The organism is Castellaniella sp. (assembly GCF_036379515.1).
Lineage (GTDB): Bacteria > Pseudomonadota > Gammaproteobacteria > Burkholderiales > Burkholderiaceae_B > Castellaniella.
Genome location: NZ_DASVGN010000015.1, coordinates 1 through 13,609 on the forward strand (window position 1 = coordinate 1; position 13,609 = coordinate 13,609).

14 protein-coding genes are annotated in these 13,609 nt (G+C 62.3%); 3 read left to right on the forward strand and 11 right to left on the reverse strand.

Annotation, left to right across the window (positions count from 1 at the left end; all coding sequences use genetic code 11):
- The 3 genes from VF285_RS04865 to ftsB all read left to right on the forward strand — a co-directional run.
- The coding region (locus tag VF285_RS04865; RefSeq protein WP_346951501.1) for a DUF1330 domain-containing protein at nucleotides 1-339 on the forward strand (339 nt) is incomplete at its 5' end.
- A 43-nt stretch (nucleotides 340-382) separates the two neighbouring features.
- On the forward strand, nucleotides 383-1,669 hold the full coding sequence (gene eno, locus VF285_RS04870; RefSeq protein ID WP_346951502.1) for a phosphopyruvate hydratase: 1,287 nt from the start codon (nucleotides 383-385) through the stop codon (nucleotides 1,667-1,669).
- Between the two features lie 15 nt (nucleotides 1,670-1,684).
- Nucleotides 1,685-2,014, forward strand: a complete 330-nt coding sequence (ftsB, locus tag VF285_RS04875) for a cell division protein FtsB (RefSeq protein ID WP_346951503.1) — start codon at nucleotides 1,685-1,687, stop codon at nucleotides 2,012-2,014.
- Nucleotides 2,015-2,027: 13 nt separating this feature from the next.
- On the opposite strand, the gene VF285_RS04880 is transcribed toward ftsB, so the two are convergent.
- The 11 genes from VF285_RS04880 to leuS form a co-directional block, all read right to left on the reverse strand.
- Entirely contained in the window at nucleotides 2,028-2,984 is a 957-nt protein-coding gene (locus tag VF285_RS04880; protein ID WP_346951504.1) for a hypothetical protein, read from the reverse strand.
- Nucleotides 2,985-3,077: 93 nt separating this feature from the next.
- Entirely contained in the window at nucleotides 3,078-4,016 is a 939-nt protein-coding gene (locus tag VF285_RS04885; protein ID WP_346951505.1) for an Hsp33 family molecular chaperone HslO, read from the reverse strand.
- On the reverse strand, nucleotides 4,013-4,561 hold the full coding sequence (locus tag VF285_RS04890) for an RDD family protein (RefSeq protein WP_346951506.1): 549 nt from the start codon (nucleotides 4,559-4,561) through the stop codon (nucleotides 4,013-4,015). Before VF285_RS04890 ends, VF285_RS04885 begins: the two co-directional genes overlap by 4 nt.
- Before the next feature lie 95 nt (nucleotides 4,562-4,656).
- The gene (locus tag VF285_RS04895; protein WP_346951507.1) at nucleotides 4,657-4,788 is read right to left on the reverse strand and encodes a hypothetical protein; all 132 of its coding nucleotides are present in this window, start codon (nucleotides 4,786-4,788) and stop codon (nucleotides 4,657-4,659) included.
- Nucleotides 4,789-5,542: 754 nt separating this feature from the next.
- Nucleotides 5,543-5,734, reverse strand: a complete 192-nt coding sequence (locus VF285_RS04900) for a hypothetical protein (protein WP_346951508.1) — start codon at nucleotides 5,732-5,734, stop codon at nucleotides 5,543-5,545.
- A 96-nt stretch (nucleotides 5,735-5,830) separates the two neighbouring features.
- A complete protein-coding gene (locus VF285_RS04905; protein ID WP_346951509.1) occupies nucleotides 5,831-7,393 on the reverse strand; it encodes a THUMP domain-containing class I SAM-dependent RNA methyltransferase in 1,563 nt (520 codons plus the stop codon).
- A 6-nt stretch (nucleotides 7,394-7,399) separates the two neighbouring features.
- Entirely contained in the window at nucleotides 7,400-7,816 is a 417-nt protein-coding gene (locus VF285_RS04910; protein WP_346951510.1) for a CopD family protein, read from the reverse strand.
- 2 nt (nucleotides 7,817-7,818) lie between these two features.
- Nucleotides 7,819-9,078, reverse strand: a complete 1,260-nt coding sequence (locus VF285_RS04915) for a glutamate-5-semialdehyde dehydrogenase (RefSeq protein WP_346951511.1) — start codon at nucleotides 9,076-9,078, stop codon at nucleotides 7,819-7,821.
- Between the two features lie 34 nt (nucleotides 9,079-9,112).
- Nucleotides 9,113-10,168 (reverse strand): DNA polymerase III subunit delta, encoded by a 1,056-nt coding sequence (gene holA, locus VF285_RS04920; RefSeq protein WP_346951512.1) that lies wholly within the window; start codon nucleotides 10,166-10,168, stop codon nucleotides 9,113-9,115.
- Complete coding sequence (gene lptE / locus VF285_RS04925; protein ID WP_346951513.1) at nucleotides 10,168-10,797, reverse strand: LPS assembly lipoprotein LptE; 630 nt, start codon at nucleotides 10,795-10,797, stop codon at nucleotides 10,168-10,170. The genes holA and lptE overlap by 1 nt, the downstream gene beginning before the upstream one ends.
- Before the next feature lie 5 nt (nucleotides 10,798-10,802).
- A complete protein-coding gene (gene leuS, locus VF285_RS04930) occupies nucleotides 10,803-13,454 on the reverse strand; it encodes a leucine--tRNA ligase (protein ID WP_346951514.1) in 2,652 nt (883 codons plus the stop codon).
- Nucleotides 13,455-13,609: the final 155 nt, after the last annotated feature.

Below are 13,609 nucleotides of genomic sequence, written 5' to 3' on the forward strand. Positions count from 1 at the left end.
GCCGGCGGCGAGTACCTGGTGCGCGGAGGGAGGAGCGAATCGCTCGAGGGCGCCTGGAATCCCGTGCGCGTCGCGATCCTGAAGTTTCCGAGCTACGACCAGGCCAAGGCCTGGTACGACGGCGAGGGCTACCGCCTGGCGCGCGCGGCCGTGGCTGTGGGCGTGTCGGGCCTGTTCATGGAAACGCATCCCGATCCGGCGCACGCGCTGTCCGACGGACCCAACGCCGTGCCGCTGAACCACATGGCGGCGCTGCTGGAAACCCTCGTCGCGCTCGATGCCGTCACCAAGCGCAACGGCTTTATCGAAAGCCGCGCGGACTGGGCCTGCGCGAGCTGACCTCGGGTCAAACGGATTCTTATCATTTCAGGAAAGTAAACTCATGAGTGCTATTGTCGACATCATCGGCCGCGAAATCCTCGATTCGCGCGGCAACCCCACCGTCGAATGCGACGTGCTGCTGGAGTCCGGCTCCATGGGCCGCGCCGCGGTGCCTTCGGGCGCCTCCACCGGCACGCGCGAAGCCATCGAGCTGCGCGACGGCGACAAGGGCCGTTATCTGGGCAAGGGCGTGCTGCGCGCCGTCGAGAACGTCAATACCGAAATCTCCGAAGCCTTGATGGGCCTGGACGCGCAAGAGCAGACATTCATCGATCGCACCCTGATCGAGCTGGACGGCACCGATTCCAAGGGGCGCCTGGGCGCCAATGCCATCCTGGCCGCTTCCATGGCCGTGGCCCGCGCCGCCGCCGACGAATCCGGCCTGTCGCTGTACCGCTATTTCGGCGGCAGCGGCCCGCTCTCCATGCCCGTGCCGATGATGAACGTCATCAACGGCGGCGCCCACGCCAACAACACGCTCGACATGCAGGAGTTCATGATCCTGCCAGTGGGCGCGAGCAGCTTCCGCGAGGCTCTGCGCTGGGGCGCCGAGGTCTTCCACAATCTCAAGAAGCTGATCAGCAAGCAGGGCATGTCCACCGCCGTGGGCGACGAGGGCGGTTTCGCGCCCAACGTGGCCAATCACGAAGCGGCCATCCAGCTCATCCTCAACGCCATCGACGAAGCCGGCTACGAGCCCGGCAAGCAGATCGCCCTGGGCCTGGACTGCGCCAGCTCCGAGTTCTACAAGAACGGCAAGTACGTGCTCGACGGCGAGGGCGGCGCGTCGCTGTCGTCGCAGGAGTTCGCCAACCTGCTGGCCACCTGGTGCGACAAGTACCCCATCATCTCGATCGAAGACGGCATGGCCGAGAACGATTGGGACGGCTGGAAGCTCCTGACCGACCAACTGGGCAAGAAAGTGCAGTTGGTGGGCGACGACATCTTCGTCACCAACACCCGCATCCTGCGCGAAGGCATCCAGAAGGGCGTGGCCAACTCGATCCTCATCAAGATCAACCAGATCGGCACGCTCACCGAAACCTTCGCCGCCATCGAGATGGCCAAGCGCGCCGGCTACACCGCCGTGGTGTCGCACCGTTCGGGCGAAACCGAAGACTCGACCATCGCCGACATCGCCGTGGCCACCAACGCCATGCAGATCAAGACGGGGTCCTTGTCTCGCTCGGATCGCATGGCCAAGTACAACCAGCTGCTTCGCATCGAAGAAGAGCTGGCCGAGGTCGCATCCTATCCGGGCACTTCGGCCTTCTATAACCTGCGTTGAGCCCGACCATCCGTCATGCGACTGCTCTGTCTGGCGCTGTTGGCCCTGACCCTCGCGACCCAGTATCCACTGTGGTGGGGTAAGGGCGGCTGGCTCAGCGTCAGGGGCCTGCAGTCCGAGGTCAAGGCCGAGACTGACAACAATCAGGCGCTGACGGCTCGCAACAACGCGCTTGCGGCTGAAGTCCAGGACCTTAAAACCGGGACTTCAGCAGTTGAAGAACGTGCCCGCAGTGAGCTGAACATGATTCGCGAAGGCGAATATTTCGTCCAGATCCTGCCGCCGGAACCTGCCGCGCCAGCGGCCGCCGCACCTCGCACGGGACCGCCTCCCCTCGGGCATTGAGTTCGTCATAAGGTCAGCTGGGGCTGCAGCCTTCGGCCTCCGGTGACCCCGGGTCGGCCGACCCGTCATCCGGCGTGCCGTCTACCCCATCCGATGCGGGCGGTTCTTGTGTCTTTGTAGCGGCATCATTGTCCGTTTCACTGCTTGCACCCATCTTGTCCATGGGTGGGGCGCTGGGGTTATCGATCGTGTCAGGGGCTTCGGGCGACGTGGCGGGTGGCGCAGGGCGGGCGATGGAGGCGTGCGTGACACGTCCGTCAGGCAAGTCGGGCCATAAGGCGGGCGGCGATTGCATGGCAACGGACACCTGTCGCAAGAAAGGCAGGTAGCCCGCCTGCATCCAGTGGCGGTTCAGAGGGTCTCGTGCAAGTGGCGCCAGGCTGCGAATGAGAGCACTGCCCCCCGGGGTGATTGGCCGATGAGGCCAGTGCAGTCGGAGTTTGAGTGTGTTGGCTTCATAGATCGTGAATCCCGAGGCGGCGCCACGACCCAGCGGCCAGCCTTGGGCGAGACGGGCTGAATGCTGAGCATCCTGGCGATCGTTGCGAATCAGAGCCTGTCCGCGATAGGCCCTCTTCTCTGGAAGGTCCGGGTCCGCATGGTCGGTGAAGGTGGCGGGAACGGGGCTCAGGATGGTGATGTGCCAAGGCAGGCTCAGTGCCCCACGCCGTTCCTGCAGAATGCGTTGGGGTTCGCCCTTTGCCGGATACAGAAAGTGCAGCCCTCCTTCAAAGGCGGCTGCGAGGATCCGGGGCTCGGCCCTGTGTGTGGCCCCAGCCCGTGCCGCGTCCATGAGCAAGAGGCTTAGCGACTGACGGATCTGCATCCAGTGGGCGAGCTCGACGCCGCCTATGCCCAGCGACAGAACAGGGAGTGACGCCGCCAGAAAGCCGATCAGCCCCATGCCGTGTTGAAGGGAGGCGTGGCGACCTGGGGTGGTGGGCCGTGTCGTGGGAGCGATGAAGAGCATGCCTGGCAGTATGCCGGCCGCAGCATCGGCCGCACCAGCCAGGAAAATACGGGTGGCTAAAAGGGTCGGAGTTCGGCTTTGTCGGTGACCCTTTCAGTGGACGAGCGGCGAGCCTGGAGCAGGAATCTGGTTTCGGGTGTCAACGAACAGTGCCGCGCAGTCGACAGCGTCGAATTCATAGGGTTTGCCGCAGAAGTGGCAATCAATGTGAACGTGTCCTTGCTCGGCAAGGATGGATTCGATCTCTGCCTGTCCCAGGTTGCGCAGCATGCTGGCGACTCGATCACGTGAGCAGGAGCAGTGCCAGCGGACCGCTTGGCCGGTGAACGAGAGCAGATCGTCTTGCCAGAAGAGACGGTGTATGAGCGCGTCCGGGTCCAGACCCAGCAACTCGCGGGGGGTGATGGTGCCTGCCAGCGTGAGGCAATGGTTCCAGGTGGCGTCTTCGGCTTCAGTGTGTCTGCGGGCCGTTTGTGCGCTGGAGTTTTCTGCACTGGGCATGCGTTGCAGCATCAGCCCTGCGCAGTGCTCTGCGTCAGCTGCGAGCCACAGCCGGGTGTCGAGCTGTTCGGAATGTTTCATGTAGTGTTCCAGCGCCTGCGCCACGGTGTCGCCTTCCAGGGGGACGACCCCTTGGTAGAGGCCCACGCCTTCGGCCCGCTTTTCAGGGTCCAGCATCACGGTGAAGCGGCCCTTGCCATCGGCATTCATGAGCTGTTGCAGCGTGATCCCGGCTGGAAAGGTGCTGTCTTCTTTGATGTGGGCGGTGGCTCGCAGATCGAGTGTCGAGCTGCACTCAACCATCATCAGGCTCACCGCGCCGGTGCCTTGCACCTGCAGGATGATCGAGCCGTCGAATTTGATGTTGCCGGCCAGCAGTACGCAGGCTGCCGAAAGTTCGCCCAGCAATTGCGAGATCTCCGCGGGGAGGTCTTGGTGGGCCAGCCCTTTTTTCCAGGCGTCCGTCAGGCGCAGCGATTGGATGCGGGCCGCATGGTCGGTCGTCAGGTATTTCTTGAGCGTGTCGTTCATGGTGTGGGCCTCCCGGCATCAGAGCAGTGAGGCAGGGCGGGTTGTTTCAGATCGTGCAGTTCAGTGCCCAGCAGCCGATCATGCAGGAACTGGCCTTGTGGGTCCAGCCAGGTCCACAGAAAGTTCGAGAAGGGGGCAAGGACGAACAAGGTGTTGAAGGGCTCCCAGCCAGTGGAATGCACCAGGGACTGGATGGCCAGCAGCGTGAGCAGCGGCAGCGGCCAGATGAGCAGGTAACGCAGCACCAGCCTTGAGCCCCGTAGCGGTGTGTTGCCTCGGTCGGTCAGCCGGATGGCCCAGGTCTTCATGGGAAGTGTCTGCCCACCCCGGCGCCAGCACAGGACAAAATACACACCCATGGTCAGAAACAGGAAGGCCTCGCGACCGTGGCGCAGCGTGAGGCCGCTGCGGCTTTGCGTGAGGGTATCGAACAGATAGCCGGCAAGGAACACGACGCCAAAGAGCAGCACGCCTTCGTACATCATGCAGGCGAAGCGTCGCCAGCGGGCAGGCGCGTGAGGAACGACGAGGGAGGTCACAGACATGGCAGGCAGGTTGATGAAGACCTGAAATTATCGCCCAGAAACGCAGAAACCGCCCGGTAGGGCGGCTGTACCGATGAAGAGGAATCCTCTCCTCTTTACTTCTTATGGCCTTCCTGATTCATTTCCTTGGAAGGGCTTTCTTGCTGTCCAGTCTTTTGACCAGGCGTTTGGGATTCGCTTTTCTCTTTTGGGAAAGGAATCTTTTCTTGGGATGTCTTTTGTTCCATGATGTGCTCCATTGGTTTGAGTTTGGGCCGCCCTGGATGGGCAGGCAAACAGGGAAAGTAATGGGTTGAGCAGAGCCGCTGCCGGACTGGGTCGCAGGCTCAATAGGGCAACCCAGGGAATTTTTCTTTCATGAGCCTAAGGAAATCGGCTCGCTCCTTGACACACCTCTTGAGGCGTTCGGTCTCTTCAGGCGTAGAAGGCGATGGAGGTGGCCAATCGACTCCTGCCGCTCTCAGGTTGGAGCCAAGGGGGTTGGTGACTAAAAAATGCAGGGGCATAGAAGCTCCGAATGTCTGGCTGGATTTTTTGATTTATTTCAGGCCAGTAGTTGCCCGTCGCCAAACGCCCAGCTTCGAAGATGCGGGTGTGCAACAGGCTGCATGCGTGACGCATGCGATGGTGTGCCGGAGGCTGGCTCAGTGAATCGCGGTGTTGCGATACTGGATAAACATGTTCGCCTCGGATGACCCAGTGTGGGGCTTGCGAGAACAGATAGCGATCTTTACTTTGTATATGTTGTTACGATCCCTTCGCGGATTGCGATGATCTTTGTTCGAGACAAAAAGGCGGTAGCGTCTGGCGCTGCATTGTGCTCGGGGTGCCCACTTATTGCTGGCCCGGGCGGGAATCGCAGCGCAAACCGGTCCCGGAAAACATCTGCATCCTCTACGAAAAACACCCCAAAGGTTGGATTGGTGTCCAACCTTTGGGGTGTTTTTCGTTTACAGCAGCTTCTGGCTGCGGCCTATATGCTTAGTGGGCCGTGCGCGCGGTATGCGGCGTCAGCTGCACTTCAGGGGCGTTGAAGAAGCTTACGACCTTATGGAAAAAGTGGCTGATCGCGCGGTCGAAGGCGTAGCTTTGCTGGTTGTCGATCGCTTCTTGCAGAAGTTCACGTTCCAGGGCGTCGGTCAGGCGGACATCGATGTTTTGCAGGTCTTTCATAGCAAGCCTCTTCGCTTGTGTAATGAGCGTTTCGCTCGGATTGAAAACATTATAGGGTTAACCCTAGTAATGTGCAAGACCTGCAGAGAAGCGGTGTCACTCCTGCGAAGGATGTGGCGCCTTGGCCACGGAGGCTGCCGAAGGCGGGTTGCGGTAGCTTGCGCCCACCAGTTCAAACTGGAACAGGCGGCAGTCCAGGGCCCCATTGTGCAGTGGCGTGCGCCGTTGCGCCTTGAGCCTGAGCTGTTTGGGAAGCTCCAGGTCGCTGGTGATGATGTTCAGGCGCCAGCCGTCGTAATGGCGCTTGAGCCACGTGGCCCATTGTGGCCAGAGCTCGACGTCGTCGTCGCTCAGACGCTCGCCATAGGGGGGGTTGGTCACGATCCACCCATGACTGTCCGGGGCGGGCAGCTGGCGCGCATCACAGACCTCGAAGCGGATGGCCTCCGAGCCCAGGTGGGCGCGCTCTGCATTGGAACGTGCAGCGGCAATGGCCGCCGACTGAAGGTCGCAGCCCACTAAAGGTTGCTCCAGGCGCGTGGCGATATGGGCTCGCGCGTCGTCCTTCAGGTGGCGCCACAGCCGGGCGTCGTGTGGTCGCAGGCGTTCGAAACTGAATGGACGCCAGATTCCGGGGGGCACTCCTAGTGCGATCCAGGCGGCCTCAATCAAAATGGTGCCGCTGCCGCAAAAAGGGTCCAGCAGGGGCGCCTCGGGTGTCCAGCCTGACAGCGCCAGCAGGCCTGCAGCCAGGTTTTCACGCAGTGGGGCCTCGCCTTTGTCCAGGCGCCACCCGCGCTTGAAGAGCGATTCGCCAGAGACGTCCAGATACAGGGTGGCCGAGGTTTCATCCAGGAACAGATGCACACGGGCGTCAGGGCGGACCGTGTCGATGTCGGGGCGGGCCCCTTCGCGTTCGCGCAGACGGTCGCAGATTCCGTCCTTGACGCGCAGGTTGCAGTATTGGAGGCTCTTCACGGGGCTGCGGATGGCCGAAGTGTCCACCCGCAGGGTCTGTTCGGGGCCGAACCAGCGCTCCCATTCGGTTTCGTGCGCCAGTGCCAGGATATCGTCTTCGGTGTGGATAGAGGCCTGTGCCACCTGCACCAGGATGCGCGTGGCCAGGCGTGAGTACAGGTTGGCGCGCATCACCCCCATCCAGTCGGCCTCGAAGTGGCAGCCCGCGCGACCGGCGCGTACCTTGTCGTAGCCCAGTGCCTGTAGTTCCAGTGAAAGCGCCTCTTCGAGCCCGTGAGGGCAGGGGGCAAACAGTGAAAAAGTCTCGGCGATGCGTGGCGTCCGCGGCGCACGAGGCTTGCGCTCGATGCGGGGGCTGTGCTCGGTGTCGACCGAGGGCGTGTCCGAGGCGGGTGCGCGGTGGGGCGGCTCGGGGGTTCTGCGGGTGCGCGGTTCGGCCGTCTTGTGAAACGGTTTGGGAGCGGGTTTGGGAACGCCCGGACGACGCTCTCGGCTGATCGGTGGGACAGCGGGACTCGCGGGTTCGATCCCCCGGGCTTGTTGTGCGTGGTCCTGCAGCGCGGCCTGCCGGGCTCTGGCCCCTGAGCGCTGCCGCCGGTTCTCCGGGCCCGAATCCTGGGGCGTGCGGGATGTGGGTGCCTTCTTCTTCAGGCTCAGCGTTTTGTGGGGAGTATCGGTCATGAAATGTCAGAAGGGTTTGACGACCACGAGGATCAGGATCAGCAGCAGGAGCAGTACGGGGACTTCGTTGAAGGCTCGAAAGAACCGGTGCGAGTGCCGGTTGGCCTGTCTCTGAAAAGTGAGCAGGTAATGGCGGCACATCCCGTGGTAGACCACGAGCAGCAGCACCAGAGAGAGTTTGGCGTGCATCCAGCCTTGAGCTCGGCCGATGCCGTAGCCCAGCCAGAGCCAGAGTCCGAATATCAGGGCCAACCCGGCCAGCGGCGTCATGAAGCGATACAGGCGTTGTGCCATGCCCAGGAGCAAGGCCTGTGCATCGGATGATTCGGCCTGTGCAAGATTCACATAGATTCTGGGCAGGTAGAACAGCCCTGCAAACCACGAGACTACGAACAGAATGTGAAATGTCTTGACCCAGAGCATGCTCAGCTCCGGACCTGGCCATCGCCAGTCAGCACCCATTTTTGCATCGTGAGTCCTTCAAGACCTACAGGTCCACGGGCATGCAGGCGGTTCGTGGAGATGCCGATCTCCGCCCCCAAGCCGTATTCGAAGCCGTCCGCGAAGCAGGTGGGGAGGTTCACATAGACCGAACTGGAATCGACTTCGCGCTGAAAGCGCTGGGCCGCCGCCAGGTCTTCTGTCACGATGGATTCTGTGTGCTCCGAGCTGTAACGCGCAATATGGTCCATGGCCTGTTGCAACGACCCCACCACGCGTACCGCCAGAATCGGTGCCAGGAATTCGGTGGCCCAGTCTTCTTCCGTGGCGGGCACCGATTGCGGCAACAGGGCAGCCGCCGCGGGGTCGGCGCGCAGTTCGACGCCCAGTTCGGTGAAACGCGCACCCACGCGCGGCAGCCACTGGGCCGCCACCTGTTCGTGGACCAAGAGCGTTTCCATGGCGCCACAGATCCCGGTCCGGTAGGTTTTGGCGTTGATGGCAATCGCAAAGGCTTTGTCCAGATCTGCCGCCTTGTCCACGTAAAGGTGGCAGTTGCCTTCCAGGTGCTTGATGAGCGGTACGCGCGATTCGGCCGATAGGCGCGCGATCAGCCCTTTGCCACCCCGGGGGATGATGACGTCGATGTAATCGGTGAGCGTGATCATCTCGCCCACTGCGGCGCGGTCGATAGTAGCGACTACTTGCACCGCGTGCGCCGGCAGCCCTGCAGCCTGCAGCCCTTCCTGGATGATCTCGCCCAGCGCGCGGTTGGAGTGAAAGGCTTCGCTGCCACCGCGCAAAATGGTCGCGTTTCCGGATTTGAGGCAGAGTGCAGCGGCGTCGATGGTAACGTTGGGGCGGGATTCGTAGATGATCCCGATCACTCCCAGTGGCACGCGCATGCGGGCGACCTGCATGCCGTTGGGCCGGGTGGTGGTCTCGCTCAGGCTGCCGATTGGATCGGGCATGGCGGCGATCTGTGCGAGGCCCATGGCCATGGTGTCCAGCGCTTTGTCTGACAGTCGCAGACGGTCCATGAGCGGTGCCGCCAGATGCTGTTGTTCTGCCGCCTGCAGGTCATGCTGGTTTTCGGCCTGCAGCCAGGCGCGCCGGGTGCGCAGGCCGTCAGCCATGGCCAGCAGCGCGGCGGCTTTGGCCGCACCCGAGGCCATGCGCATGGCGCGCGCTGCCTCGCGGGCCTGTCGTCCCAGGGTTTGCATGGAAGAGCCACTGTCGGTCATTGGAAAGCCTGCAACGGAATAGGGTGAACAAAGATCAGGATTGAGCGCGTCCTGCCGTAGCCATGCGCATGACCAACCGGGCCAGTTCGTCCCAGGGGTCGCTCAGGCCGCCCTGCGTGGGCACCCCTTTGATCATACGATCGATTTCGTGCACTTGGCGAAGTGCTCGTGGCCAGGTGGCGGCCGGGACACGGTGCAATACGTGCCGCGCCAGCTTTTCGCGCGCCCCAAAATAGCGGTTCGCACGCAGGGCCGCGTCCAACGATGCGGCCGATGTGCCGGCCAGGCGGGTCAACAGCCGGATTTCCTCGCCCACTGCCCACAGTACCAGAGGAAGCGCTTCGCCTTCGGCGCGCAGGCCATCGAGTACCGTCAGTGCGCGATCCGCTTCGCCTTGCAGCATGGCATCGCGCAAGTCGTACAGATTGTAGCGGGCCACGTTGAGCACCGCCGTTTGCACCTGCTGCAACGAGAGCGCGCCTTCAGGGTAGATGAGTGCCAGTTTCTGGATTTCCTGGTGTGCGGCCAGCAAGTTGCCCTCGACCTTATCGGCGAGCCAGGCCAGGGTTTCGGCATCGGTAGACTGGTGTTGACGAGTCAGGCGGCCTGCAATCCAGTCAGGCAGGCGCGTGCGAGCAATCGAAGGGATATCCACCCAGTGGGTGTGCTGGTGCAGCGCCTGGGCCCATTTGCTCTGCTGGGTGGCACGGTCCAGCGCGGGGAGCTGAATCACGATGCGGACGTCAGGCAGCTGATCTTGCGATGCCATCCTGACCAGGTTCTGCAAGGCGTCAGCGCCTGTTTTTCCGGGTTTGCCGGTGGGCAGGCTGATTTCCAGCAAGCGCAGGTCACCAAAGAGCGAGGTGTTGCGTGCCGCTGCCAGCACCGGACTCCAGTCGCTGCGGGCGTCCATGACCCAGTGGCTGCGCTCGGTGCAACCCAGCTGGCTTGCTTTGGCGCGCAGGGCGTCGACGGTCTCGGTCAGCAGCAGTATCTCGTCGCCGCAGAGCACGCAACAGGCGGGGAGGCTGGACGCTTTCGAGAACTGTTCCAGTGTGCGGTCGAAGTCTTGCGCACGGCCGGCCATCATCAGGGAATACCGGGGGTGTTCAGGTTGCCGCGTTTGTTGACGTTGTCACGGCTGCGCCAGATCTCGTCACCGGGCAAAGGCACGGTTGGGCGGCTGTCGGCGTTGCGGTAGGCCTCGCGCACGTCGGGCGCACTCATGCGTCGCAGGATCTGATCGATCATGCTGTTACGCATGTCGCGGAACGTGCGAGTGATTTCGCTGTCCTTGGCTTGTACGATGCGGTCGTTGTAGGGGATCTCGCGCACATTGTGCAGCACCGTGGGCGCGAGCAGAACGTGGCCTTCTCTGTCCAGCAGTTCGAAGCTGAAGTTCAGGTCCAGCTCATATTCTTCGACCTGACCCTCGGCGTTGAGCGACACTTCACGCAAGTTTTGCTGGTCGGCGATTTCGTGCAGGTAGACTTCAGCGTCCTTGCGGCTTGGAGTGAAGTGCGTGTCTGGGGAATTGGCCTCGACAGCCCGGCGCAGACGCGCGCCGAAATCGCTGTCCAGGTTGATGTTGGTGTACAGGCTCTTGAAGGGTAGCGGTGTCGCTCCCTTCAGGTGAAACCCGCAGGCCGAGAGCGCTGCCAGGCATGGCAAGGCCAGACACAGGCGGCGAGTCCGTTGAAATGGGGTCAGTGCGGCCATGGTACTCAGCCCACCACGTTTACCAGGCGGCCTGGCACCACGACTACCCGTTTGGGTTCCCGCCCTTCGAGGAATCGGGCGACGGCTTCGTGCGTGCGCGCCAGGGCCTCGATGGCCGGTTTGTCGGCATCCTGCGGCACGCTAAGCTGGCCGCGCATCTTGCCGTTCACCTGTAGAACCAGTTCGACGGTTTCGGCTCGTAGCGCGGATTCGTCGACCTGGGGCCACGGAGCGTCGAGCAAATCGCCCAGCGACTGGGCAAGCCCCAGCTCGCGCCAGAGCTGCCAGGTGATGTGTGGCACGACCGGATACAGTACCCGCAGCAGGATGGAGGTGGCCTCGGCCACGGCGGCACCCTGGGCGCCCGCCTGGGTGGCGGATTCCAGCGTGTTGAGCATCTTCATGGCGGTGGACACCACCGTGTTGTACTGGATGCGCTGGTAGTCATAATCAGCCTGCTTGAGCAGCCCATGCATCTGACGGCGCAGCGCCGCATTGGTGTCCGACAAATCGGCCCACTGGGTCGGGATGTCCTGTCCCCGCAGTGAAGTGCTTTGCCCGTAGCAGAATGCCCAGAGTCGGCGCAGGAATCGGTGTGCGCCTTCGACGCCGGATTCGGACCATTCGAGCGTTTGTTCCGGAGGGCTTGCGAACATGACGAACAGCCGCGCGGTGTCGGCACCCATGGACTCGATGAGCGACTGCGGGTCCACTCCGTTGTTCTTGGATTTGGACATGGTGCCTATGCCGCCATAGTCCACCATGGAGCCATCTGTCTTCAGGCGCGCGCCGGTGATGGTGCCTTTGTCGTCCGTGATGTTCTCGACCTGATCGGGCCAGAAGTATTCGATGCCGCCGCGTTCGTTGTGACGCGAATAGATATGGTTGAGCACCATGCCCTGACACAGCAGTCGCGTGAAGGGTTCAGAGAACTTCACCAAGCCCAGGTCGCGCATGACGCGCGTCCAGAACCGCGCGTACAGCAGGTGCAGGACGGCGTGCTCGATGCCGCCGATGTACTGGTCCATGGGCATCCAGTAATCGTTGCGAGCATCGACCATGGCCTGATCGTTACCCGGCGAGGTATAGCGCATGAAGTACCAGGACGAGTCGATAAAAGTGTCCATGGTGTCGGTTTCCCGGCGTGCCGGCTTGTCACACTTGGGGCAATGGCACGACAGGAATGCCTTGCTTTTGGCGAGCGGGTTGCCGGTCCCGTCGGGTACCAGATCGTCCGGCAGCACGACAGGCAGGTCCTTTTCGGGAACCGGGACGGGGCCGCAATCGGGGCAGTGGATGATGGGGATCGGGGTGCCCCAATACCGCTGGCGTGAAATGCCCCAATCGCGCAGCCGCCAGGTGGTCTTGCGTTCACCCAGGCCCAGGGCTTGAAGATCCGCCGCGACGGCCTCGATGGCTTGAGCGGTGGTCAGGCCGTCGTATTTGCCCGAGTTCACCGTGTGGCCTGAAAGCTTGTCGCCGTACCATTCTTGCCAGGTATCGGTGGAGTAGCTCTGGCCTTCTGCGGCGATGACCTGACGGATGGGCAACTGGTATTTGAGGGCAAAGGCGAAGTCGCGCTCGTCGTGGGCCGGAACGCCCATCACTGCGCCATCGCCGTAGCTCATGAGGACATAATTGCCGACCCACACGGGTATCGCTTGCCCCGTGAGGGGATGTGTGACGGTCAGCCCTGTAGGCAGGCCTTCTTTTTCGCGGGTGGCGAGTTCGGCTTCGGTGGTGCCACCCTTGCGGCAGGCTTCGATGAAGGCGGCCAGCGCTGGGTCGTGGTGGGCAGCGTGGGTTGCCAGGGGGTGTTCTGGTGCGACGGCGCAGAAGGTGACCCCCATGATGGTGTCGGCGCGCGTCGTGAAGACGTGCAGCAGCCCGTCTTGAATCAGGGCCCCGTCGTCGCCGTGAATGTCATGGCGGAAGGCAAAGCGCACCCCGATGCTGCGGCCCAGCCAGTTTTCCTGCATCAGGCGCACGCGGTCTGGCCAGCCGGCCAGGCTACCGTCCGTCAGGGTGTCGAGGAGTTCTCCAGCATAGTCGGTAATGCGCAGGTAATACCCCGGGATTTCACGTTTTTCGACCGGTGCACCCGAGCGCCAGCCTTTGCCGTCGATGACTTGTTCGTTGGCCAGCACGGTCTGATCGACCGGGTCCCAGTTGACGACCTGAGTCTTGCGGTAGGCGATGCCTTTTTCGAGCATCTTCAGGAACAGCCACTGATTCCATTTGTAGTAATGAGGATCGCAGGCACACATCTCGCGTGACCAGTCGATCGCGAGCCCCATCGCCTGCATCTGCTTCTTCATGTAGGCGATGTTGTCGTAGGTCCATTTTGCGGGCGGCACACCGTATTTCATGGCCGCGTTTTCGGCCGGCATGCCGAAGGCATCCCATCCCATGGGCATGAGCACGTTGTAGCCGCGCATCCGCAGCTGGCGCGTCATCATGTCGTTGATGGTGTAGTTGCGCACGTGTCCCATGTGAAGCTTGCCGCTGGGGTAGGGCAGCATTGAGCAGGCGTAGAACTTCGGCTTGGGTGAACCATGGGCGTCTGTGGCGTGTTCGGTGACGCGATAGACGTCATCGGCGTGCCAATGTGCCTGGGTGTCGGATTCAACCTGGGTGTGAAGGTAGCGTTCCTGCATGGATCTGTATGGTGTGCAATGTGAAAAGGCCAAGCCCTGCATTATAGGTTGCTTTGGCGACACCTTGGCCGCGCTGGTCGTCTTGCGGCCAGGCGAAAAAAAACCCCGCAACTACTTGCGGGGTTTCGGGAAACCGGTGAGACGATCCGGAAGAG

Excerpts from the sequence above, each read along its gene's own strand:
- VF285_RS04905 (WP_346951509.1), bottom strand. The coding sequence starts at position 7,393 with ATGACCGATACTCCCCACAAAACGCTGAGCCTGAAGAAGAAGGCACCC.
- VF285_RS04890 (WP_346951506.1), bottom strand. The coding sequence starts at position 4,561 with ATGTCTGTGACCTCCCTCGTCGTTCCTCACGCGCCTGCCCGCTGGCGA.
- holA (WP_346951512.1), bottom strand. The coding sequence starts at position 10,168 with ATGATGGCCGGCCGTGCGCAAGACTTCGACCGCACACTGGAACAGTTC.
- ftsB (WP_346951503.1), top strand. The coding sequence starts at position 1,685 with ATGCGACTGCTCTGTCTGGCGCTGTTGGCCCTGACCCTCGCGACCCAG.
- VF285_RS04915 (WP_346951511.1), bottom strand. The coding sequence starts at position 9,078 with ATGACCGACAGTGGCTCTTCCATGCAAACCCTGGGACGACAGGCCCGC.
- VF285_RS04885 (WP_346951505.1), bottom strand. The coding sequence starts at position 4,016 with ATGAACGACACGCTCAAGAAATACCTGACGACCGACCATGCGGCCCGC.
- VF285_RS04895 (WP_346951507.1), bottom strand. The coding sequence starts at position 4,788 with ATGGAACAAAAGACATCCCAAGAAAAGATTCCTTTCCCAAAAGAGAAA.
- VF285_RS04880 (WP_346951504.1), bottom strand. The coding sequence starts at position 2,984 with ATGCTCTTCATCGCTCCCACGACACGGCCCACCACCCCAGGTCGCCAC.
- eno (WP_346951502.1), top strand. The coding sequence starts at position 383 with ATGAGTGCTATTGTCGACATCATCGGCCGCGAAATCCTCGATTCGCGC.
- VF285_RS04910 (WP_346951510.1), bottom strand. The coding sequence starts at position 7,816 with ATGCTCTGGGTCAAGACATTTCACATTCTGTTCGTAGTCTCGTGGTTT.
- VF285_RS04900 (WP_346951508.1), bottom strand. The coding sequence starts at position 5,734 with ATGAAAGACCTGCAAAACATCGATGTCCGCCTGACCGACGCCCTGGAA.
- lptE (WP_346951513.1), bottom strand. The coding sequence starts at position 10,797 with ATGGCCGCACTGACCCCATTTCAACGGACTCGCCGCCTGTGTCTGGCC.
- leuS (WP_346951514.1), bottom strand. The coding sequence starts at position 13,454 with ATGCAGGAACGCTACCTTCACACCCAGGTTGAATCCGACACCCAGGCA.